The sequence below is a fragment of the Microbulbifer maximicatervae (SeqCode) genome (genome assembly GCF_052467955.1).
On record NZ_CP174329.1, the window covers coordinates 893616 to 917516 of the forward strand.

The 23901-nt window shown below is 45.0% G+C and carries 13 protein-coding genes; 5 read left to right on the plus strand and 8 right to left on the minus strand.

The genetic code is table 11. The annotated features are described in order from the left end of the window. Window positions 1–485 precede the first annotated feature (485 nt). On the plus strand, window positions 486–3035 hold the full coding sequence (locus ACJJI5_RS03855; RefSeq protein WP_445355555.1) for an alpha amylase C-terminal domain-containing protein: 2550 nt from the start codon (window positions 486–488) through the stop codon (window positions 3033–3035). Window positions 3036–3121: 86 nt separating this feature from the next. On the opposite strand, the gene ACJJI5_RS03860 is transcribed toward ACJJI5_RS03855, so the two are convergent. The 5 genes from ACJJI5_RS03860 to ACJJI5_RS03880 form a co-directional block, all read right to left on the minus strand. After that, window positions 3122–6202, minus strand: coding sequence for an FG-GAP repeat domain-containing protein (locus ACJJI5_RS03860; RefSeq protein WP_445355556.1), 3081 nt, complete (start codon window positions 6200–6202; stop codon window positions 3122–3124). Window positions 6203–6916: 714 nt separating this feature from the next. After that, window positions 6917–10027: a PQQ-binding-like beta-propeller repeat protein gene (locus tag ACJJI5_RS03865; RefSeq protein WP_445355557.1), complete on the minus strand. Its 3111-nt coding sequence runs from the start codon at window positions 10025–10027 to the stop codon at window positions 6917–6919. A 460-nt stretch (window positions 10028–10487) separates the two neighbouring features. Next, window positions 10488–11126 carry a hypothetical protein gene (locus ACJJI5_RS03870; protein ID WP_445355558.1) on the minus strand — a complete coding sequence of 213 codons (639 nt, stop codon included), beginning with the start codon at window positions 11124–11126 and terminating at the stop codon, window positions 10488–10490. Window positions 11127–11341: 215 nt separating this feature from the next. After that, complete coding sequence (locus ACJJI5_RS03875; RefSeq protein WP_445355559.1) at window positions 11342–13255, minus strand: alpha-amylase family glycosyl hydrolase; 1914 nt, start codon at window positions 13253–13255, stop codon at window positions 11342–11344. Between the two features lie 50 nt (window positions 13256–13305). After that, complete coding sequence (locus ACJJI5_RS03880; RefSeq protein ID WP_445355560.1) at window positions 13306–15747, minus strand: glycoside hydrolase family 31 protein; 2442 nt, start codon at window positions 15745–15747, stop codon at window positions 13306–13308. Window positions 15748–15933: 186 nt separating this feature from the next. On the opposite strand from ACJJI5_RS03880, the gene ACJJI5_RS03885 reads away from it, so the two are divergent. Continuing rightward, window positions 15934–17451 (plus strand): MFS transporter, encoded by a 1518-nt coding sequence (locus ACJJI5_RS03885; RefSeq protein ID WP_445355561.1) that lies wholly within the window; start codon window positions 15934–15936, stop codon window positions 17449–17451. Between the two features lie 177 nt (window positions 17452–17628). Further along, a complete protein-coding gene (locus tag ACJJI5_RS03890) occupies window positions 17629–19032 on the plus strand; it encodes an alanine/glycine:cation symporter family protein (protein WP_445355562.1) in 1404 nt (467 codons plus the stop codon). Between the two features lie 67 nt (window positions 19033–19099). Here ACJJI5_RS03890 and ACJJI5_RS03895 read toward each other — a convergent pair whose 3' ends face one another. Beyond that, the gene (locus tag ACJJI5_RS03895) at window positions 19100–19546 is read right to left on the minus strand and encodes a L,D-transpeptidase family protein (protein WP_413663496.1); all 447 of its coding nucleotides are present in this window, start codon (window positions 19544–19546) and stop codon (window positions 19100–19102) included. Next, a complete protein-coding gene (locus ACJJI5_RS03900; protein ID WP_445355563.1) occupies window positions 19504–19806 on the minus strand; it encodes a hypothetical protein in 303 nt (100 codons plus the stop codon). The genes ACJJI5_RS03895 and ACJJI5_RS03900 overlap by 43 nt, the downstream gene beginning before the upstream one ends. 862 nt (window positions 19807–20668) lie before the next feature. Between ACJJI5_RS03900 and ACJJI5_RS03905 the strand changes: the two genes are divergently transcribed. Continuing rightward, window positions 20669–22138, plus strand: a complete 1470-nt coding sequence (locus ACJJI5_RS03905; RefSeq protein ID WP_445355564.1) for an aryl-sulfate sulfotransferase — start codon at window positions 20669–20671, stop codon at window positions 22136–22138. A gap of 80 nt (window positions 22139–22218) precedes the next feature. Here the strand turns inward: ACJJI5_RS03905 and ACJJI5_RS03910 are convergent, their stop codons facing one another. Further along, entirely contained in the window at window positions 22219–23277 is a 1059-nt protein-coding gene (locus tag ACJJI5_RS03910; protein WP_445355565.1) for a hypothetical protein, read from the minus strand. A 298-nt stretch (window positions 23278–23575) separates the two neighbouring features. Here ACJJI5_RS03910 and ACJJI5_RS03915 point away from each other — a divergent pair, with 298 nt between their 5' ends. Beyond that, window positions 23576–23890 carry a cupin domain-containing protein gene (locus tag ACJJI5_RS03915; protein WP_445355566.1) on the plus strand — a complete coding sequence of 105 codons (315 nt, stop codon included), beginning with the start codon at window positions 23576–23578 and terminating at the stop codon, window positions 23888–23890. The last annotated feature ends 11 nt before the right edge of the window (window positions 23891–23901 follow it).

Here is a 23901-nt window from a genome sequence, read left to right on the forward strand (position 1 = left end):
CAGTAGCACAGGAGGTGCATATTACCGCTGTTGTTCGGTATTTGTTCACATATTACCGGTTTATTGATGCCTTTGGTGGTCTGTGGATATCTCAGGATGAGTGATCAATTGGTCGGGTATAGCAATCCAAAAGTTTAGATACTGTTAGTTTGGTTCCTAAATGTCCGGCTTGAATTGCAAAAAATAATAAATGGTCACCTGTGATGATAAGCCTAAACTTTTCTTCGCCGCTTGCGGTGCTTCTTACAAATTCTTTTCTTGAGCGAATGTCTATTGGTTGTGTCGCCTGAGGAGAATATTTCTAGCTCCTACTGTGGGGCGAATGCAATCCAAGTATTTGCAAGCGCCTGGGAAAAGGCGTGCTTATAGGTTGACCCTACTTATGTAGAAATGGAGAGCCATTAATCATTGGTGGGCAACTGCCCCTGGGGTTCTCCTTATACAAAAAAATAACGGCTACAGATGAGAGAAAAAGGAAAGCTAAAATGAAAAAACAATTTCCGTTAAAAGGACTTCTGGGAGGTGCGAGTATCGTACTCGGAGCCATATCCAGCACCCATGCCAGTGCAGGCACAGCCTTTGTGCATATGTTCGAATGGAGCTGGAATGATATTGCCAATGAGTGTGAGAATTTCCTGGGTCCAAAAGGTTTTGACGCAGTACAGATCTCTCCTCCCCAAGAGCACATTTCTTACCATACCTGGTGGGCGCGCTACCAACCGGTAACCTATACCAACCTCACTAGCCGTAGTGGTACTGAGGGAGAGTTGCAGGATATGATTAATCGCTGTCATGCGGCAGGGGTTAAAGTTTATGCGGATGCAGTGATCAACCATACTGCAGTCTGGGACGGGAGTGGCACAGGTTGGGGAGGAACTGATTGGTCCGAGGCTAACCATCCGGAATTTTCCTCATGGGATTATCATGATAACTGTACAATTGACGGCTATGGTGATGCTAATACTGTTTGGAATTGCAGATTGGAAGGCATGCCAGACCTAAACACAGGCAATGACTATGTCCAGCAAACAATAGCGGATTATCTGAATAAATTGCAGGGTATGGGTGTTGATGGCTTCCGTGTGGATGGTGTTAAACATATGTCCCCCAGCGACATGTACGGAATAATGAGCAAGGCCGGCAATCCGTGGATTTTTTCTGAGGTAATCGGCGCAGCTGGCGAAGCTTCTGAGATCCAGCCGTACAATTACACTTTCCTGGGCCATGTGACTGAATTTAAGTATGGCACTGATGTGGCCAGTAATTTTAATGGACAGATAAAGAATCTCTTCAGTTTCGGTGAAAGTTGGGGGCTGCTTAACTCTGGCGAGGCCGTTACTTTTATTGATAATCATGATCGTGAGCGCGGTCATGGTGGTGGGGGCAACCTTACTTATAAGGACGGGGCGAAATACAATTTGGCTAATGTATTTATGTTGGCACACCCTTACGGCTATCCCAAAGTGATGTCTGGTTACGAATTTACCGATGAAAATGCCGGGCCACCGAGTAATGGTCCTGATAGTTGTGAAAATGATGAGTGGGTCTGCCAACACCGATGGGGCAATATTGCCAATATGGTGGGTTTCCGTAACTATACCGATGGCACCAGTATGGAAAATTGGTGGGATAACGGAGATAACCAGATTGCCTTTGGACGCGGTGATAAAGGCTATGTCGTTATCAATAACGAGGGTAATTCTTTCAGCCAGACACTGTATACAGGCCTTCCTGCAGGGGACTACTGCAATGTCCTGGCGGGAGATGATGAGTGCAGTGGCGATGTTATTTCCGTAGGCAGCAATGGCTATGCCACCTTCAATGTCGCAGCTTATTCCGCTGCTGCCATTCACGGTGGGCAGCTATCTGGTTCCTGTGGTGAAGAATGTTCTGGGACGGGTTTCCCCAGCCTTTATTTCCGTGGCACAGCTAATAATTGGGAAGCAACAGCTTTTGAATTGGTAGCAGATAATACCTGGCAATTGGTGGTTAATTTTGATGGCCAGGCAGACCAACGCTTTAAGTTGGATATCTATGGTGACTGGGCCGAAAATTACGGTGACGATGGTGCTGATGGCACGTTGGATCAAACCGGAGAAGATATTTATACCTCTGTAACCGGTAACTACCTCATTGAAGTAAATGATGAGACTCTGGCCTATTCGATCACCGAGGTCTCTTCCCAGCAGGCACCCACTGCAACTGTGACTCCAGTATCCAGCACAGTAGAAGTCAATCAGAGTGTCACCCTGGATGCCAGCAGCTCTACTGATAGCGACGGTAGTGTGATTTCCTATAGCTGGAGCAGTGGTGGTAGTTCTTCCTCGACGACTTTGAGCTTCGCCAGTGCGGGCACTTATACCGAGACAGTCACTGTTACTGACAATGATGGCCTGACCGATAGTGTTACGGCAACCATTACCGTGACTGATCCCAATACTGGTTATGCTCAAAACTTTACGGCATTAAATTTCCGCGGTACGCCCAATAGCTGGGGCACCCAGGCGATGACCCTGGTTGCAGACAATACCTGGCGTGCCACTGTGGTGTTTGATGGCAGCAGTAACCAGCGCTTTAAGTTTGATGTCAGCAGTGACTGGGCTGAAAACTACGGGGATAACAATGCGGACGGCTCTCTGGAGGAGGGTGGGGATGATATCTACACCGATGTATCAGGTACCTATATTGTTGAGGTAAATGATGAAACCCTGAGCTACAGCCTGACCTGTGCAGACTGCGGTAGTTACGCATCCAACTTTTCCTCACTTTATTTCCGTGGCACACCAAATAGTTGGGGTGCTGAGGCTATGGAATTAGTTGCCGACAATACCTGGGAAATCCAGGTAAATTTTGATGGTCAATCTCAGCAGCGTTTCAAGTTTGATGTTAATGCTGACTGGAGTGAAAACTATGGCAATAACGACTCCGATGGCGACTTGGAGCAGGGTGGATCTGATATCTACACTTCTGTAAGCGGAAGCTACAAGGTGCAGGTGAATGATCAAACTATGATGTACACACTGATCACTTTATAGCTTCTGGAGCCAAGCAGGTTGGAATTGCGACCTGCTTGGCTTGTGGTATTTAAAGTGAGGAGGCTGGTTAATTAAGAAGTAGAATTCTATCGTGTGATATTTATCGAGCCCTCTTCAGTGAGCCAGCCTAACTCATAAATACCATCATTGTTGCTATCGACAAATCTTAAGCTATTTTCGATCATCATAGGGCCTAGTTCCGGCGATGTGGAAATTATTTTTCCGGTCCATGGGTCCATTTCGACAATATGATGCCTCTCGTTATTTTCGATATTCAGAATTATATTTCGGTGTGAAACTCCGTAATTTTGTACGGCAATAGAACGAACTTCATATCCGTCTAGGTAAGTTAGTCTCATAAACTCCAGTTTATTATTGAGTAACATAATCCATGTCTCGGATCTATATGATATTACGGCAAAAATTTCATCGATGAAATCTCCATCTAAATCCCCTGTGCTTATTTTAGTAATACCCGCATATTCACTAAGGGGGGGGGCTTGATTTTCAGGAATGTCAGTAAAAATATTGAACTGTGCAGAAATTGATTGGTAATCATCATTGCTAGTGAGGAGGCTGAGAATTTCCTCATCAGCCACTACAATGTCTAAATACCCATTGTTGCTAGCATCAAATAGCTTTATATCGACACCACCACCAGACTCATGATTCCAGAGTAATTCGTAGTTTTCCATATCGTAAGCGTAGATATGAGCGTCTTTAGTGGTTGCTATCATACTGGTATTTTCATTGCTACCAAGCTTGCCTGCTGTGAGAGCAACTATTTTTTCACTCATGGGGCTGCCGGACCAAATAATAGATTCCGAAAAAATGTCATAAAGCCCGGGGGTTTTCTCATTAACAAAAGCAATTTCTTTAGTGTTGTCCTTTTGAAGGTCTAGCATAATACCTGCTGTTGTTTCATTTTCAATCTCCGGTATTGCAGCGCTAAAAGTGATAACATTTGTTTTGGGGTTTAAAGACATTATGTGAGAGTTTTCCCAAGGGATCATCCCTAAACTTAAAGAAGATATTTCAGAGTTATCTGCGGATGTTGATTGTATATCAACAAGTTCATCTTCGAGGAATCTGGGATTAATTCCAATTTCCCACTCTAGTTCTAAATTATCGTCACCAGATAGATTTGAATAGATTTTTAATTCATGGCGATTGTTAAAAAAATATTCTAGTTCCGGATCATTGTCCAGATTGGCCACTCTCATATTGTCCCCCCAAGCTGAGGGCGATGAAGTCCAGTTAGGGATAAGTTTATTGGAACCCATATCAAAAGAATAGAGTTGCGGTCTACTAGCACTATTCTCCGTTGCAAGAATCCTTGGAGTTGCATCATCTGGAGATAAAAAAGTCGTGAAGTAATAAGAATTGACTTCATTTTCAATTTTAATTGTCTGAGTATTGGCGTCGAAAAGAGTTAAGAAACCTGAGGTTGGGTGGACGCTGATTATTTCACCGATCCCATCCATGTCGATATCTACAATATCAAGATTTGGATTGTCCTTATTAGCATCTGTAAATCCATCTTCATAGCGCCAGCTTAAAGCGTAATTGCCATCGATGTAGTCAAACACATAACCGCCGCCAAGTACAATTTCTAACTCGCTGTCACTATCTAGATTACCAACAGCAAATATTTGGCCTAACTCGAGAATTTCAGATTGCCATTCTACCGAATAGTTATCAGTGTTAAGAATAACCAGTTGCATTTTATCTTTCATTACATTGTACATTCTAATTAGGACAATAACTTCTAGATCCTGATCGTTATCTATATCTGTAACGAATATTTGTTCTACTCCATTACCTGTGAGAGTAGCTACTCTTTTTGGTTTTAAGTTATCATCAAATAGAAATAGCCCTGTCGTATCATGGGCGGTATAATTGTCTCCAATAAGGCCAGCAAAAAGATCATCTTTCCCGTCGTTATTCATGTCTGCAAGGGTTAGGCTAGATATATATAAATTATTATCATCTTCTTCTGAGTTAGTGCTTTCACCATTAATTAAAACATAGGGGTGCTCCCACTTAATGGAATATTCGCTCCCATTATAGCCAAAGGCAAACAATCTACGTTTACTATTAGTAGCTACAATTTCCTTGACTCCATCGCCATCAATGTCTCCAAGTGCCACATGCTGTGGTCTGGCCGTGGTTATAATATAACCATTTGATAAAGGTATTTTTCGTTCTTCATCTACGACTTTTAATGTTCTACTTTCATTGTGAATGTAATCATTTTGTGACAATGAAATTTCCCAATGAACGTCCATTTCTGTATCAAACATCGGCCCAGTAGGCGTCCAATCAACATTACCCTCTTCATCAATTTCCATGCCATTTGGACGAGCTAGAAACTCTAGGTTATAGGGATCGTTATCGAAGTCCTCTACTATCACCTGAAAGGCTGTTGGAATTCCATACTGGACAACGTCCGGCATATTGACAATAGACATTACAGGTAGTGTATCTTGAATCTCTGTACTAGTCGTTGCTTCACTTGTAAGCTCTCCATCCGAAACAATCACTTTTACTGCTACTTCATTATTCTTCAAGAAATGAGTAGAGGGTAAAAGATTAGTTGTGATATCAGAAACTTCCTCATTGTTGACAGTCCAATGATATTCAATATTTAAGGGGTCGTTATCTATATCTGAAATACTGATTATGGCTTCAATATCAGTATTCGTGAAAACAGGTAAGTCTGAAAAACTTAAACTTTCAATTATGGGGGCTCTATTTTGAATAATGATGGAAGTAGTTTGCGAAACAGAATCTTCACCGTCAGTGATATAAGCTTCTATACTAATTGTATCCCCGTGATTAAAATGGGATGCAGCTAGTTTAGATTCTGTTGCTTCACTGATAGTTTGATTGTTATTTTTCCAGGTATATGTAACTTCCAGTTGATCTCCGTCTTCGTCTGAGGCGTCAAGTTGAACAGATAGAACACTATCGTTATAGGCTGGGTTTGGAGTGATAGATAAACTATTTATAACCGGAGGTGCATTACTAGCTCCACCGCCTTGTCCCGATCCTCCACTATTTGAATCACTACTGGATGATCCTCCGCCTCCACATGCGGTAAGTATGGAAGAAATTAGCATGATGCCTACGGTGTTAGTAATAAGTTTATCATGAAAAATACACACATCACTCTCCATATGTAAGTGTCAAGTTTAGTTCTTTGAGCTGATAAAGAATTGGTATTTTAGTTCCGGTCCTGATGGGCTTGGAAGAACACATTATGAACAGATAACAATTTAATTTATATGCGTGTTGATTGGATAATTGTGGGGCTTGTCACACTTTATTAATGAGTTTAACTTTGGGGAATGTTTATTGGTACATTTGCCTTATTAAATTTGCGTAGTGAATAAAACTAATTTGAGCGTAATCTGGATAAATTAAGTGATTGATTTTTGCCTAAGTGTTGCTTTTTAATAATTGTTCTGTGTTTTTTCTAAATCGTTAAACTCATCAGTCTTATTTATTATTAGCTGCCTCATTTAGATGTGTAACTCTATAAGTATTGAAGCTGCCCGGAAGTATATTTGGCGGAATGATATTCTTGAGTTTGTGGCGGCAACACTAAGGATTGATGGATTGAGGTTAGCGGTTAATATCAGCAGAAGTTTAAATCTGAAATGGGTTATGACTGAAATTAAACTATTGTGATAAGGACGCCGACGCTGACTTAAACTAGGGCTTGATATCTGCGCTTTTATAAGTATGAATTGCAAAGTGTAGGTGGATGATTCAACCATCTATTAATTATCTAGCTTGTTCTGAAGTTAAGCAGACCTGAATTATGATCTGCTTGGCTTTTGAAATGTATAGAATTTTATTGGTTCAGCAATTGCATTCTACCGCGTTATAGTTACCGAACCTTCTTCCGTCAACCAGCCTAATTCATATTGTCCATCGTTGTTGCTGTCGATAAAGCGTAAACTATCAGGAACCATTCTGGGGCCTAGCTCAGGTGAGGTCGAAATTATTTTTCCGGTCCATGGATCAATTTCTATAATATAGCGCCGGCCATCATTTTCAGAACTGAATAGTATATTTCGATGTTTGGTGCCGTAATTTTGCACTACAAAAGAGCGAACATCATGCTCTCCTAGATAAATTAGATTCTCGAACTTTAGGCTGCCGTCTAGCACCATAAGCCATGACTTGTAAACTCTTTTTATTAAAACAATAATTTCATCTACAGAATCTCCATCTAAATCAGCTATGTTTATTTGGGAATTCTTTGAGAATTCATAAATGGGTGTTTCTTGACCTTCAGGGATATCGTTGAAAATGTTGAACTTTGTTGAAAATGATTGATAATTATCATCGCTGGTTAGCAGCCTGATGTTTTCATTGTCAGCCGCGACTACATTGAATTGTTCTGTGTTTTTTGTGTCAATTAGTTTTATATCGACACCGCCACCAGTATTATGGCTCCAGAGTAATTCGTAGTTATCAATGTCATAAGCATATATGCCATTATCTTTAGTAGTTGCAATCATGCTGGTTTTTCTATCATTGCCGAGTTGGCCAGCGGTGAGGGAAACTATTTCTTCATTTATAGGGTTGCCAGACCAAATAATAGACTCTGAAAAAATATCGTAAAGGCCTGGGGTTTTTCCGGTTACAAAAGCAACTTCATTAGTGTTATCTTTTTGAAGGTCCAATAAAACAGCAGCTGTTGTCTCATTTGTAATTCCCGGTATTGTGGGGCTGAAAGAAAAGCTATTCGTAACAGGATTAAAGGCCATTAAATGCGAGTTGCCCGAGGAAATTGTTGCTAGACCTAAGGCGTATAAGCTGGAAGTGTTTGTAAGTGTAGATTTCACATCAACAAGTGTGTCTTTCAAATTTGTTGTATGTTGTTTAGGTTGCCACTCTATTTCTAGCTCACCATCATCTGAAGAGTTTGAGTAAATTATAACGTCGTTTCTATTGGTAAAGTAAAATTCCAGTTCTGGATCAGAATCCAGATTGCCCACTCTCATATTCTCACTAAAGACCGAAGGTGATGAAATCCATTTAGGGATAAATTTTTGTGAGTCTATGTCAAATGAGTAGAGCTGTAACTTTATAGGAAGGGTATCTACGAGGATTCTTGGTGTTGCATCCTCAGGAGAAAGAAAAGTTACAAAATTATTATGTTTAACTTCATTCTCAAGTTTAATTTCTTGAGTGTTTGCATTGTAAAAAGTCAAAAATTTGGAGGTTGGATGAGTGCCGATGATTTCACCGATTCCATCCATGTCGATATCTACGATATCAAGACTTGCACTATCATTATTTGGTGTGAAGCCTTCTTCATAATGCCAGCTTAAAGTATAATTACCATTGATATAGTCAAATACGTAACCTCCGCCAAGTACAATCTCAAGTTCACTGTCGCTATCGAGATTTCCGACAGTAAATGTTGTGCCTAATTGAAGAATTTCGGATTGCCACTCTACTGAGTAGTTATCAGCACTTAAGATAACCAGTTGCATTTGATCTTTAAAGTCATCTGGCTCTTCCCCTCGAAAAGAACTATATAAATCAACAAGGGCAATAATTTCTAGAGTCTGATCGTTATCTAGATCTGTCACATAAATTTGTTGAACTTCGTTGCCTGTGAGAGTAGCTACTCTTTTGGGTCTTAAGTTATCATCGAATAAAAATATACCTGTCGTATCATGCGACCATATAGCGTGTCCTTGCAATCCTGCTAAGATCTCTTCCCTTCCATCATCGTTGAGATCTATGAGGGTTAGGCAGGAGTAATATAAATCGTTGTAATCATGATAGGTGGGGCCTTCGCCCTCAACTAATGCATAGGGGTGCTCCCACTTAATAGCATATTCATCACCGTCAGAGCCTAGTGCAAATAATCTACGTCGACCATTGGTAGCCACAATCTCCTTGATTCCGTCTCCATCAATGTCTCCAACAGCTAAATCTGGAGAGTTAAACGTAGTTTCAATATATCCATTTGATAAAGGCACTTTTCGCTCTTCATCCAAGACTTTTATCATCCTACTTTCGCTATGTGAGTAGTCCTCTTGTAACAGTGAAAGCTCCCATTGGACATTCATCTCTTTTTCGAACATTGGTCCAGTCGGTGTCCAACTGATATTATCATCTTCATCAATCTTCATACCATTTGGGCGGGCTAGAAACTCTAGGTGATAGGGATCGTTATCTGGATCTTCTACTACTACCTGGAATCCTACAGGTTCACCATACTGAACAGTGTCTGGCATGTTAATGACAGACATTACTGGTAGTGTATCCTGGATATGAGTGCTAGTCGTTACCTCAACGGTTAAATCTCCATCTGAAACGACTGCTTTTACAGCCACTTCATCTCCTTTCAAAAAATGATTGGAGGGTAAAATATTAGTTATGACATCGGAAACTGACTCTTGATTTACAGTCCAATGATACTCAATTGTTAGGGGGTCATTATCTACGTTTGAAATATCGATAGTGGCTTCGATATCGGCAGTGGTAAATATAGGTAAATTTAGAAAGGTTAGGCTCTCAATAATGGGGGCTCTATTTTGAATTGTAATAGATGTGCTTTGTGATATAGAGTCTTTACCGTCTGTGATGGCTACTTCTACACTGATTGAATCCCCATGATTAAAATAGGATGGGGCTAGATAAGGTTCTGTTACTTCATTGATCACTTGGTCATTGTTTTTCCAGGTATATGTAACTTCTAGCAGATCTCCGTCTTCGTCTGAGACATCCAGTAGAACAGATAGAGTGCTGTCATTATGGGCTTGGTCTGGTGTGATGGATAAATTATTAATAACTGGGAGAGTATTATTGTTAGTGCTTCCTTGACCTGGCTCGCCACTAGAAGGAGTTTCGGTGCTTGAGTCATCGCTGGAGGAACCCCCGCCCCCACAGGCAACTAATATCAAAGAAATTAGTATAATGCAAAGGTTATTCACTATACTCTTATCATAAGAAATAGACACATCACTCTCCATATGTAGGTGCCAATTTTAGATTTTTTCACCTATTAATAGGTGGTAAATGGGTACCAATTCTTTTGGTGTTAATTCTCTCTATTATGGATAGGTAAAAATATAAATCATATGGAAAGCAACTAGGTATTTGCGGGGTTTATCACATTTTTTAATAATTTTTACTTATTTGTAAATGTTGGTACGATCGCTTTGTGAGTATTCTGATAGGGCTGTGTCGTTTAAATCTACGGAGGGATATTGGCCGATAGGATTAATAGTATGGTCTTTAAGTGTATAATTTTTAAAAAGCTACTAACCAGTTGGTTGGGTAGCTTTGTTGGTAAGAGCTCTTTCTAATTCACGTTAATGGTTTGAATTATTTTTCAATAATATTGAATAAGCAAGTTGTAACCTTAGGTTACTTACTCTTCTCTTGTTTAAATTTTACTAAATGAATTTTATGGATAAATTACTTGCTCGCTTTATCCTTAGCTATCAGTGCTTGTTGTAGCGCCTGCAATTTTGCAATCTCTTCTTGATTTAACTTTGGGTTCGATTCACAACGAGGATCGGTTTTTTGCAGCAAGGCCAGTATTTCTTTTGTTAATGGTATGGGTTCACAGCCGTGTCCGGTCTCGCAAATTAAATCCCACTGAGGTTTGGCCTGGACATGACAGGCAAAGCAGTTACCTCCAAAACGGTTAACTACATCAACAAAGCCTCGCTTACGGATTTTGCTGCCTTCCTCAGAAATATCCAGTTCAAAAAACTCCCAATCTTTAGTGGCGGGGTTAAAGCCTTTTTGGTGTTTGATCATCACTTCCCCGGGTACTAACTGGACCACTGATCCAGGAGGATAAACACCTCCACTGCTGGAGTTTGCGACCTCTAGAGTCCCATCCAGATCTCCCAGTAAATTATCCACATAAAACCCCCGCACCTTGGTCATATCTCGGATGCAGTTAAAAGTCTCGTCTGTTACCTGGATAGGTGCTTCGCCCTGTTCAGCCTTGTTAGTTTCAGCCATTGTAGGAAGTGCTACTGATGCTAAAAGTGCAGCCAAAATTAGGTTTAGTGGTGAAAAATAGCGGCTATGTTGTCGGTTCATAATGTCCCCTTGCATATCAATTTCGGCTTTTATTTAAGTTGTGAACAATATAATTGTGAGCAACATACATGGAGTAGTGTTTATGTCAAGCGAGTTACCTGATGAGTATGGTTAGGGATTGTCGGGAATATGTTGTGAGAAAGGGGATAAGGTGGGTATAAATTGCTGTGCTTAAGCGTTCTTGGAGGGGAGTAATCCCCTCCAAGGCTGAGTGGCTATTTCTGGGGAACAGCGGATATTGCAAAGATATGGCTTTCGTAGGGTGCCAACTGGATCTTTGTGGAGGCTTGGTCTTTTTCCAAGATAAGGTTTGCCACCTTATTGGATATCTGGCTTTCAGCCAGGTAGCTGCCCGGTTGTAGTTTCCAGGCCTCTAGAAGTGCTGTAGGCAACTGAAAATCAAACTCCACTGCCCTGTTATCGAAGTTGGCGATTACCAACAATTTTTCATGTTCGCTCCAGCGAGCAAAGGAAAATTGTTTTTCACCATAGCCAGAGTTTTGCTTGCGGTTGTAGCTGTGCAAGTCCAGGTAATCGCCAAGTAAGGCCGGGCTCTGTTTGGAGAAATTAAGCAGGCTCTGGTAGAAGCTGCGCAGCTCTTTTTCTTCTTTTGTCAGCAGTGCAGTGTCAAAAGCGCCCTCATTGTTCCAGCGGCGCACACTGGGTACTGACCAGTAGTCGAAAATGGTGGTGCGGCTGGCTTTGCCGAAGCCGGTATCTTTGTTGGCGGGTTCTCCTAACTCCTGGCCAAAGTAAACCAAGGTAGGGGCTGGAGAGAGCATGGCAGACACCAGCATTGCAGGTTTGCCTGCCTCTGGGTTGCCAGAAAATTGTGCGCTGGCAATACGCTGCTCGTCGTGGTTCTCCATAAAGCGCAACATATGAGAGGAAATATCTACCAGGCTTGCCTGTACCTCTGCGATTTTATCTGCGCTGCCCTTGTTCTCCATGACCGCACGAATAGCGTCGTAAGTACCGACTTTATCGTAGAGATAATCCATTTTGCCCAGATGCAGATAATCCCGATAGCGCTCTGGAGTATAGATTTCGGCAAGTAACAGTGTGTTGGGGTTGCGCATTTTGATGGAGGAATTCAGGTAGCTCCAGAATTCTACCGGCACCATACCGGCCATATCATAGCGGAATCCGTCCACGCCAAAGTCCAGCCAGTAGTGGGCGATATCGCGGAATTTTTTCCAGGTATCCGGGACTTTCTTGTCTGCCCAAAACTGGGCGTGGGCCCGGTAGTCGCGCTCGGCATACTCCTGGGGTAGCTCAGAAAAGTTCTTGCTGTTATCGGGGCGAACGCCAAAATTAATTTTGACGGTTTCATACCAGTCGTGCATGGCAGGTTGTGCACTGCGCGCGCCATTACCGGTCCATTTAGCTGGACTCTCTACAAACTGCCCATCGACAAGATCATTGGCTTCGCCATTGAGTGGCTGATAACTGTCTTCTGCAACGGGCACGCGGAAGTCTTCGCCCACCACATAGTAGAAATTGTTGTTGCGGGCGTAGGTGACCTGGGTGTTGTCGCCAGCTCCAAAATCCTGCACGCCTTGGGGTTTATCGAGAGAATGATAGGCGCGGGCTACATGGTTGGGCACTATATCGATAATTACTTTCAGGCCGGCCGCGTGGCTGCGTTCCACCAGTGCGCGGAATTCCTGTAATCGCTCTGCTGGGTTACTGGCCAGGTCTGGGTTTACGCTGTAGTAATCCTTGATGGCATAGGGAGAGCCGGCGCGGCCTTTGACCACATCTGGATCATCGTTACTGATACCGTATTCCGTATAGTCGCCAACGAGCGCGTGGTGCAGGGCGCCGGTGTACCAGATATGGGTGGCGCCCAGCGCGTGGATTTCATTCAGTGCTTTTGGGGTAAAGTCGGAGAACTTGCCCACACCATTCTCTTCGAGTGTGCCCCAGGGTTTGTTGGTACTGTTAGTGTTGCCAAATAAGCGCGGTAGCACTTGGTAGATAACGGCTTTTTTCTCCGCAACTTTTTCAGCGGGCTGTATTTTTTCCGGGCTGCTCTCCTGGCTGCAGCCGGCAGTGCCGAATAGAGCAGCGCCCAGTAGGGAAGCCGAAAGGAGTTTGGCAATAAACAGGGAATGTAACTTCTTCATTGTTTCCTGATGACTTTAAATTTTTTGTCAGTGAACAGCGGTTTGCTGAATTATTGATTTTTGAGCACTAAATTCAGCGGTTCTTTGTGCCAGTCAAATTTAACCAGCAGTTGCTGCTTGCGCTTGTTGTACCAGGCCCCACGGGGTGCCTGAGCAAAGTCTTTTTCACTGTCGAAAATAGGCAGGGATTCGCCGCTAATGTCGAGCTGCACAGGCACTTGTTGCCAATTGTGGATCTTTAAATTGACCTTGCGGGATTCCGGCATACCGGTATAACCGTCGCCTTTGCGATTAAAGGCGAAGGCTAAACCTTGCTGTTTGTTTTCAGCTGAGAAATGCAACTTCTCGTATTTGCCTTTTTCAAAAGCCTGCGCGGTAACGCCATCATCCTCATAAACATAGCGCTCGGACTTTACTGCTGATGGGTGCGCGTAGTAGTCCAGGGTCAGGTTTTTACTGGAGTAATCACGACTGCTGTGGACATCGTCAATGGTGGGAATAATGGCTCCGGCCCGCACCAGTACAGGAATCGTTTTCAGGTTCACTTTTACCAGGGCCTGATCGCCAGAATATTGTTCATCAGTCCAGTAATCGAACCAGGTGCCGCCGGGCAGTTTTACCGCGACCTCATCCACATCTTCTTCCACGACCGGGGCAACGAGGAAGTCCTGCCCCCAAAGGTAGGCATCCTTGTAGTCCAGGAGAGATAGGTCACTTTCGTTTTCGAAAAACAGCGGGCGCATCAGTGGCATGCCGGTCTGGCTGTTTTCGAAGGCGAGGGTGTAGTTGTAGGGCAGCAGGCGATAGCGCAGTTTTACATATTCGCGCAGGATATCGCGGGTGCGGCGATCGTGGAAAACCGGTTCGGAAGCAATATGCTCCTGGGCGTGCGGGCGGTAAACCGGTTGGAATACGCCGTACTGTAACCAGCGGATATAGAGTTCGCGGTCAAATTTCTCACCGCCGGCAAAGCCACCCAGGTCTGAATGGGTGTAGCCAAAGCCCAGCAAACCCATACTCAGAGCCAATTCCACCTGGGGCTGTAAGCCACCCCATTCCCGAGCGACGTCGCCGGTCCAGGGGATCATGCCGTAGCGCTGGGAGCCGGCAAAACCGGCGCGCATCATTATAAAGGGGCGGCGCTCTGGATATTTTGCCGTTTGGCGTTCGTGCAGTAATTGCGCCCAGGCGTGGCCGAAGGCGTTGTGGATTTCATCGGCCATACCGATTGCGTGAACGGTATCGGAGGGGTGAACTTCCGGCTCACCCAGGTCGCCCCACCAGCCGGCTACGCCCTGCTCCAATAATCCGTCGTAAATATTCCAGAACCAGTCGCCGCCATCTTCAGCGAAGACATCGATCAGGCCGGTATTGCCGAAGTAGAAATCAAAACGCTTGGGTTCTCCGGCCAGGTTTTTGGCCAGGGCATTATTCGCCACAGCTTCCTGCCAGCGTTCGGAGGTGGAGAGGACAAAAGGCTCGGTCACCAGGATGGTATTGATGCCGCGTTCTTTAAGGTCGGCCATCATCTTTTCTGGTTCGGGAAAGGCTTCCTTGTCCCAGGCAAGATTGCCCATATGACCTTTTATATCCGGGCCAAACCAGTAGAGGTCCAACACCAGGGCGTCCAGGGGGAAATCTTCTTCGGCAAACTTATCCACGGTTGCGCGGACTTCAGCTTCGCTGTGATAGCCAAAGCGCGAGGCGAAGTTACCCAGGGCCCAACGGGGTGGCAGGGGCTGTTTGCCGGTGGTGGATACATAATTTTCCAGCAACTGTGGATAAGTATCACCGGCTACCACGATGTAAGCGGTGCGCCCGGCTACAGCTTCAAATTGCAGGATATCTTCTTCGTTTGCGCCCAGATCCAGGGTGCCAGTGGCAGAGTTGTCGAACAGCAGAATGTATTTGTTGCTGGACAGTACTGCTGGCAGGGAAAAATACATCTGGTTGGATTCGGTGGTGTATCCGTAATGGGCACGGTTATACAGAGGGAGGCGTTGACCGCGACGGTCCATCCCCATAACCCGCTCTCCGCCGCCCAGCAGTTTTTCATCTGGCGACAGTGCGAAACGGAATCCGCGCATCGTCTCGGTGGCAAAGAAGCCACTCTCTTCACTCAGGATTTGTTCGCTGCCGCGCAAGTACTCGATTCGGAAGGGAGACTTGTGGATGACTGCAGTAAGCGAGCCAGTGCGGTAAACGAGCTTGTCCCCTTGTTGCTCCAGCGTCGCCTCGGATCGGCCGGCAGAATTGGTGGCCAACGCGAATGAGGGCAACTGCTTCAGGCCTTCGCGGCGATAGTGCACCGATAGCGCTGACGGACCAACCGGGGTGAGGGTGACCTCGCCCTCACTCGTCTGTACAGTTAGTGAGTCTTCGCTCATGGTGTGATCGCGGTAGTTGCGCTGTTCAGCGGCCAGGGATTGAGCGCTCAGGCAGAGTGTAGCTGCGAGACACACCAGGCGCAGGAGTGGGAGTTTTAGGATCATCGCGCGGGACTTCAGTTGCTTGATTAGGATTCACAGTTTCGTGTTGGCCCGGCGTATACGCATGGGCCTGAGTTTATCCTAAAGCGAAGGATCTGGCCCGCATCCTCCCCTATGGGGGAGGATGGATGCTCCGGGAGTGCGTGTGAGAATGGCAGAATAAGCATAACTAGTGATGCGGTGACCTCTATGACCCAATCAGCAAGCAGCGCCGTTGCGCCGCAAGCCCAGCAACCGCGCTTGCCCTTTTGGCAGGTGTGGAATGTCAGTCTCGGTTTTCTCGGGGTGCAATTTGGCTTTTCTCTGCAAAATGCCAATGCCAGTAGAATCTTGTCTGATCTGGGGGCGGACCTTCACTCCCTGTCTCTATTCTGGATAGTGGCGCCGCTCATGGGACTGATCGTACAGCCGATCGTGGGTTCGGCTTCGGACCGGACCTGGAGTCGCTTCGGTCGCCGCAACCCCTTTATCCTTTTTGGTGCCATCGCCGCAGCCCTGGGGATGGCGTTTATGCCCAATGCCGGGATTGTGGTGGCGATAGTGGCCCCCATTATCTTTGGCGGCGTTATGTTGGCCCTGATGGACGCGGCCTTTAACGTGACCATGCAGCCTTTCCGCGCCCTGGTATCCGACATGGTGCCATCAGAGCAGCGCACCCTGGGTTACTCGATACAGTCTTTGCTGATTAACATTGGCGCCATCTTCGGTTCCATGTTGCCATTCATCCTGACTAATGTGATTGGTCTGGAAAATACTGCCCGTGCGGGAGAGGTGGCGCCCTCCGTTATATGGGCTTTCTATATCGGCGCCACAGTGCTGCTGGGTAGTGTGTTGTGGACTGTGCTGCGCACCAAGGAGTATCCGCCGGAGCAGTACAATGCCTATAAAGGTCTCGACTCCGCGCAACTTGAGCGGGAGAGACAGCAAAAAGCCCCACTGGCAAAGCGCTTGATCGGTTTTTTCCAGCTGCTAATTAAAATGCCGCGCACTATGCGCCAGCTGGCCCTGGTGCAATTCTTCTCCTGGTTTGCCCTGTTTATTATGTGGGTTTACACCACGCCTGCGATCACTCAGCATATTTGGGGAGTGGAAGCCAAGTGGTTTGATCCCGCCTATCTGGAAAGCGTCAAAGAAATTCCCGCACATATCGCTGCCGCCAAGGGTGCTGCTGGTGACTGGGTAGGAATTATTTTTGCTGCTTACTCCCTGTTCGCAGCGATCTTCTCTATTGTCCTGGCCCGTTTGTCTCAGGTGCTGGGGCGTAAGCTCACTTATTCCCTATCGCTGGCACTGGGCGGTTTGGGATACATCAGCTTCCTGTTCTTCCAGGGGGGCGATCCCACACAGGTGAATCTGTTGATTACAGAAGTTTCCGTACCCAGTGGCGCCCTGGGATTATTGCTACCGATGGTGGGTGTGGGCATTGCCTGGGCCGCTATTCTGGCGATGCCCTATGCGATCCTCTCCGACTCGCTGCCGGCGGATAAGACTGGTGTTTATATGGGGATTTTTAATTTCACTATCGCAGCCCCGCAGATTGTTTCCGCCCTGGTAGCTGGCTTGATATTGAAAACAGTTTTCGAAAACCAGGCAATTTACATCATTGTTTTGGCGGGGGTGTGTATGTTGCTTGGCGCTATATCGGTGGCGCTTGTGAGGGAGAGTTCAGAACCCGAGCCCGCATTAAAGGTAACTACTACAGCTTGATAAAAAGTTGTAAAAGATCGTTAAAAAAGCCCCTATTTGGGGCTTTTTTATTGCCGGGATTCCAGGTTTTCCTAAATTTTTCGCATTTATGAGGCTGCGGAGTTTTATGGCGGCATTTTGACAGTCTGGTGTGAGCGTACCTAGACTGGGCGAATCTCACCGGAAATGAATTAAATTATGTCTATATTCCCTGCAATTGATCAGGCATTAGAGGCTTTTGCCAGTTTTGTCTGGGGTCCTCCCTTATTAGTGCTACTCGTTGGTGGAGGCCTCGCGCTATTAATCTATTCTCGTGGCCGTCCCTACCGCCATCTTGGGCACAGTATTGGGCTTTTAAGTGGCCGATATGATGACCCCAATGACCCTGGCCAAGTAAATCACAGTCAAGCGCTATCCACAGCGCTGTCGGGAACCCTGGGACTTGGCAATATTTCCGGGGTTGCTATCGCAATTACGATTGGTGGGCCTGGGGCGATTTTCTGGATGTGGGTAACCGCCCTGGTGGGGGTCGCTACCAAGTTCTATACAGCGACGCTGGCGGTGATGTTTCGCGGTCGCGATGCCTCCGGGGAACTGCAAGGTGGCCCCATGTATGTTATTCGCGAGGGGTTGGGCCGACGCTGGATGCCGCTCGCAGTACTGTTTGCCGTGGCGGGACTCTGCGGTATGTTGCCGGTATTTCAGTCCAATCAAACCACGCAGTTACTGCGGGAGTCTTTTGCTGAGCCCTTGGGTTGGATAGCGCCCGGAGGTTCACTCACTTTTGATTTTGTTATTGGTTTATTAATTGCTGTTGCATCGGCTTACGTTATTGCCGGTCGTATCCAGCGTATCGGTAAATTCTCCGCAAGAGTAGTGCCGGGCATGGTGCTGTTTTATCTGGGCATGACCCTTGTGGTGATTGCCAACTTTTGGGAGCAGGTACCGGCAGCATTTGCGCTAATTTTCTCGGATGCTTTCAGCGGTCAAGCTATTGCTGGAGGTACTCTGGGTTCGGTCATCACAGTAGGGGTAAGCCGGGGCGCATTTTCCAATGAGGCGGGTATAGGCACAGAGTCTTTGGCCCATGGTGCAGCGAAAACTCGTGAGCCCGTTCGAGAAGGCGTGGTTGCCATGCTGGGCCCTATTGTAGATACACTGGTTATCTGCACTTGCACTGCCCTGGTGATACTACTGACTGGCGCTTGGCAGCAGGAAGGGGATATTGCCGGCGTTACCCTGACTGCACAGGCATTTTCTCAGGTGTTTGGGCAGTTCGGCCCAATTTTGCTACTGCTAATGGTCCTTCCACTGGCTTTCAGCACTATCGTTACCTGCTGGTATTACGGCATGAAGTGCTATATTTTTCTTTTCGGTGGCCGCTGGCAGGGTCTGTATACCGGACTCTACATGGTGCTGATTATATTGGGTGCGGTGGCCTCTTTAAGTGCGGTAAACAGCATCATCATCGGGATGTATGCGGTAATGGCGATTCCAACAATGGTGTCTACTTTATTGCTGGCAAGGCATGTTAATCGAGCGGCTCAAGATTATTTTACCCGTATGGATTTAACAAAGAGAAAGGAGGCCGAGGCTTCCTAATTAAAAAAGGCGGACTATTTAGTCCGCCTTTTTTATGGTCGGTAAAAATTTACCTGTTACTTCTAACTCAAGGCACCACGGACACCTTGGTACCAACCTTGGCGTGGGCATAAAAAATCTTAGCCATATGCCAGGGGATACGAATACAGCCATGAGAGGCGGGGTATCCCGGGACGTGGCCGGCATGCATGGTAACGGGGCCATTGATACGCATCATGTAATCCATAGATGCCCCGCGGAATCGAGAACCCGCAGGTTTGCGGTGGCGACGCACATCCACATTGCTGCGCATTACATAGCCCCGTGGGCTGATGTAGTGACCGTACAGATTTGAGCGATGGCTGTATTTCTTCTGTGAAATACGGAAGTTACCGGTAGGTGTGCGGTGTCCGGCTTTGCCAGTAGATACTGGGGACATACCGGCCAGACGCCCGCCCTTATAGAAGTATGCCATTTGATCACTGAGGTCGATCACAATACGCGGTGTTCCCTGAATATTGGATTTAAACCACATATGGCGGCTATGCCGTGGATTCGCCGCGTATCTGGAATGTGTTCCGTATCTGGAGTGAGACCGATAATTCCTGTTGTATCGGGAATGCGCCCTGTAATTCCTGTTGTATCGGGAATGCGCCCTGTAATTTCTGTTGTATCGGGGGTGTGCTCTGTAGTCCCGGTTGTGCCTTGAGTGCGATCTGTAATTCCTGCTATGCCGTGAATTTGCTCGGTAGTCCCTGCTATACCTGGAGTGTGCTCCGTAGTTTCCATGTCCATGTTGAGCGCTGTATCTCGAGTTATAGCGGGAATTGGAATAATCCACGGCATAGGTCAGTGGGGCAAGAATTGCAGATCCCACAATCACTACGGCAGCGGCGAATGATGATTTTTTGCGTAGAGATCCCTTCTGTTTCGTGGAAATGGATTGATGATTTTGCAGCGAAGATCGGCTATGCATTACACACCTCTCTACTACCAGTGGGCCGTGTAAACAACCGTGGATTTTGAATCCAGCTACAGTTTGTCTTAGGGCAAGTATTTCTGCCCTTCTACAGGGACAAGTCCATAGCTGGTGATTTCCCCAAAGCAGATAACCGTATACTCGGCCTCGGCTGCGGGTTGGTACTGCGGCGGTATGAACCACTACAAGTCCAAGGGATGGTAAGGTGGGTCTTAAGGGCTGGTGACAACAAAAAGGAATATACTGAGGTTCTCTTAGAGGATGCTCTTCTAGTTGTTAGTGATTTTGAGGAATTTTGTCTTAGTTGCTAAGGTTTTATGAGTTATCTACCGTAACTTGCAAGTCAATTTCCAGCGTTCTTGAATCACACCAGAATAATAGAAATAGCTTTCAAAAAGTTATTGTTATTTATTTCATCTTAGTAAGTGTCGCAACTAAACCGTTATCCACATTTATCCCATTTCTCATATTTGTTGTGAAGGCCTTTGCGCATTAGAAAATTTAATAAGGAAATTTTCTTTTCGGGATCGCTCAAAATATTTCTTTCTGGTGTGAAAACCAAGTAAACGAATCCACCCTTTTTGCGTTATGTGATAGCTGATTATTGGAAGCTCCCCTGAAAATGAAATACCAGGGTAGGGATGATTACTTTTAATATTTATTAAATAGGATTTGGCTATGACTGGAAGATCGACGTTACCCATATTTTTTCTAGTATTTATTGTAATGCTTTACAGCAATCCGGGCGTGAGTGTTGAGGTAGAGCAAGCGAATGAAACTCTGCTTATTTTGGATGACGAAGTAGAATTAACCCTTTCGATGCATCCACTAAATAGTTTAATGGTTAATGCACAAGTATCGACTAGCAGTGAGTCGCGAGTGGCGATCAGGATCAATTCGGCGGTAACCGACCGTCGGCGAACAAATTATACCGATTGGGGCACAGAGCATGATATGACCCTAGTAGGTTTAAGGGCCGATACCACTTACCGTTTTACTGCACTGGCAATGCTGGAAAGTGGAGACGTTGTGCAGAGCTCGACTATTTCTTTCAAGACTGGTTCGATACCTGAAGGCGCCCCCCCAGTTGAGGTAACTACATTTACAGAGCAAAGCGAAGGAGGTGTAACTATTTTTGCACCTTCAGGTGACAGGGATAATACCTTTTGGGGATTCGATGAAGAGGGTGAGGTTGTTTGGTACCTCCACGGAGACATTCCTCTCACCGGAGCACCGGTAGTGCGCAATTTACAGGATGGTAATTTAATGTTGCTGTTGGATCAGGAAGCAAGGATTATCTCCTTTGCTGGTGAAACGCTGCAATCATTTGAGCTGCCAGCCTATCACCACGATGCAATTCTTCTTGAAAATGGAAACTTACTGGTATTAACAAACGACTATGAATCAATTGATGGTCAATTGATAAAAGGAGATGCGATTCTTGAAGTGGATGGGCAGGGCAATACTCTATGGGAATGGTCTGCATTCGATCATCTCGATACTCAGCGTTTCCCCGGTGAGTTAGCCAGTCGAGAAGCGAGCAATGGTGCGCTGGATTGGACTCACTCTAACTCATTACACTATATTTCTGAGGATAATTCGATTCTACTGTCAAGTCGCTCTCAAAGCTGGGTGGTCAATATTGATCATGATAGTGGCGAAGTAAACTGGATTATGGGTAGGGATTTGGATGCTTCCGAGGGATTTCTTGAGAAATTATTTTCATTGCAAGCTGGCACCTGGATGGCTTCTCAGCATGCAGCTATGCTTGCTTCAGACGGAGACATTCTGATTTACGATAATAGGAACGAGTCCGAATACAGTGGTGAAATCTATAATAGCCGCGCTGTGAAATTCTCTTTAAACACAGAGGAAATGGTTGCAGCGCAGACTTGGGAGTACGTTGCACCAAAGTACACCAATTCTTTAGGGGATGTAGATGAACTTTCCGGAGGGAATTTTCTACTTTGCGCGGGCGGCCCATCCAGTGCTAGTACCGGCAACAATAGAGATGCATATATTGTTGAAGTCGCCGACGATCAGACTGCAGAGATGGTTTGGGAGATGATAGTCAATGATACGAGTGTATATCGTGCTGAGCGTTTTACTTGGAATGATATATCAGTGGTAAGTGATTTATCACTTTAGATCCTCTAAATAGTTAGGCGCCAGTAACATACTTTGTTGCTGGCAATTCTTATTAAAGGACTTCTAACCAGATTTGGTAATCAGTGCTCTATAGCATTGATTATGTTTCTAAAGCGGTATTCCCCCAGTAACTGTTGAATATCACTAGATAGGGCTTGAAGTGTTTTAATTAAATATGGCTTTAGCGTGATAATGTTAGGCTTTTTTTGGGAAAGTGTATGATTTGATGGAAACAGTTCTTTACCTCCTTCGAGGAACTCATCATTTATTTTTTTATTTTCCTGTGAATATCGATCTAAAAAATTAGCTCTATCTTCATCGGAGTTCCATAGGTGTGGTGATCTTGGTAGTGTTCTTTTGATTATATTTTGTGTGTTGCTAGATTTTATCCATTTCAATAGTTTTGCATTTTCAGCTTTTGAGTGTATTTGCTGGTTTAGTATCTGCTTTAAAGTGGTCTCTTCATTTGAAAGGCTCTCTCTTATAATTTTGTTCGAGTTTGGTAGACCAGAGATACCTAAGGTGCGAAAAAAATTAACTGGCAGATCGCCATTGCAGAGTTGCTCGTAAATGAGTATTTGTATATTGGGGAAGAATTTTTTGAATGCTGCTATATTTTTATAAAAGTTCAGGTTTCTCCCTTCTATCTTTGATAGGAACTCCTTAAATGACAGTTTCGCTAGTGGAGATACTCCTTTCATAATATGTTCTTTGTAGAGAGACTGGGCAAAATTATCTTGTCTGCGCAAGGTTAAGATGATTTTGGTTTGCTCTGGGGGTATTGTGTTGGAGAGTTGTTCTAAATAATGGTGCCGAGCCTCAATCCAGGAGCAATCTTTTGTTTTGTAAGTATGTCGACAAATAGGCTCTGCACTAATTAATAGATCAAGGTTATTTTTCTGCGACTTTGACTTCCAATCATATGCGAGCAACTTTCCTTTGGATATAGGCGGGCTCTCAGGGTGATCGGAAAATGAGTGTGCAAAAAGATGGTGGCCCTTATCTATGCTAATTAAATTTCGATGAATAATGGGATATAAAATACCTTTACTTCTTAATAGCTTTCTATATTTATAGGCGTAACATTGTATTGCTGTGGTGCCTGTTTTATGTAGCCCTGAATGTAAATATATAGTCATTATATGTTCTTTGTGTTTTATAGATCGTGATCTGGTATCTGCTGCTTTTTAATAGGTGCTCATATCTATTTCGAATGATCTATTTTATATTTTATGTGAGTGTTGTGTTTTTGGGGGCGTCAAAGAGCCAATATTGAAGGTTTAGTAAAAGATATTCTATTTTCTGGTCTCGGGCGCATTTTGATTTCGGTTGGCGCATGTTTTTCTATATTAATCCCAATTGTAGAGTCTATTGATTTTAGTATAGTTGTATTTTTGTAAATTGTTTTTTCATGCCGATTTAATGTTAGGGGAGACTATGGGTAATTTTTTCACTCAACTACCAGGTGATCACTCTAAGGAGCATTTTGAGAATTTACTAGAGGGGAAAAGCTGCAGGATTGAGCGGATTATATCTTACGGGCAGTCCTCGCCTGAAACAGGGTGGTATGATCAAGATGAGCATGAGTGGGTGTTAGTACTTTCCGGTTATGGTGTTATAGAAATGGAAAATGGTGAGAGGCACCACCTGGGGAAGGGGGATAACTTGTTGATTAGGGCAAATCAGAGGCATCGGGTGGTGGAGACAGCTGAAGATGAGGCCACTATATGGTTGGCAGTTTTCTTTCAGTGAAGTAGTTACCT

Excerpts from the sequence above, each read along its gene's own strand:
- ACJJI5_RS03895 (WP_413663496.1), bottom strand. The coding sequence starts at position 19,546 with ATGTGGTTTAAATCCAATATTCAGGGAACACCGCGTATTGTGATCGAC.
- ACJJI5_RS03900 (WP_445355563.1), bottom strand. The coding sequence starts at position 19,806 with ATGGACATGGAAACTACGGAGCACACTCCAGGTATAGCAGGGACTACC.
- ACJJI5_RS03890 (WP_445355562.1), top strand. The coding sequence starts at position 17,629 with ATGTCTATATTCCCTGCAATTGATCAGGCATTAGAGGCTTTTGCCAGT.
- ACJJI5_RS03915 (WP_445355566.1), top strand. The coding sequence starts at position 23,576 with ATGGGTAATTTTTTCACTCAACTACCAGGTGATCACTCTAAGGAGCAT.
- ACJJI5_RS03880 (WP_445355560.1), bottom strand. The coding sequence starts at position 15,747 with ATGATCCTAAAACTCCCACTCCTGCGCCTGGTGTGTCTCGCAGCTACA.
- ACJJI5_RS03910 (WP_445355565.1), bottom strand. The coding sequence starts at position 23,277 with ATGACTATATATTTACATTCAGGGCTACATAAAACAGGCACCACAGCA.
- ACJJI5_RS03875 (WP_445355559.1), bottom strand. The coding sequence starts at position 13,255 with ATGAAGAAGTTACATTCCCTGTTTATTGCCAAACTCCTTTCGGCTTCC.
- ACJJI5_RS03855 (WP_445355555.1), top strand. The coding sequence starts at position 486 with ATGAAAAAACAATTTCCGTTAAAAGGACTTCTGGGAGGTGCGAGTATC.
- ACJJI5_RS03885 (WP_445355561.1), top strand. The coding sequence starts at position 15,934 with ATGACCCAATCAGCAAGCAGCGCCGTTGCGCCGCAAGCCCAGCAACCG.
- ACJJI5_RS03870 (WP_445355558.1), bottom strand. The coding sequence starts at position 11,126 with ATGAACCGACAACATAGCCGCTATTTTTCACCACTAAACCTAATTTTG.
- ACJJI5_RS03905 (WP_445355564.1), top strand. The coding sequence starts at position 20,669 with ATGACTGGAAGATCGACGTTACCCATATTTTTTCTAGTATTTATTGTA.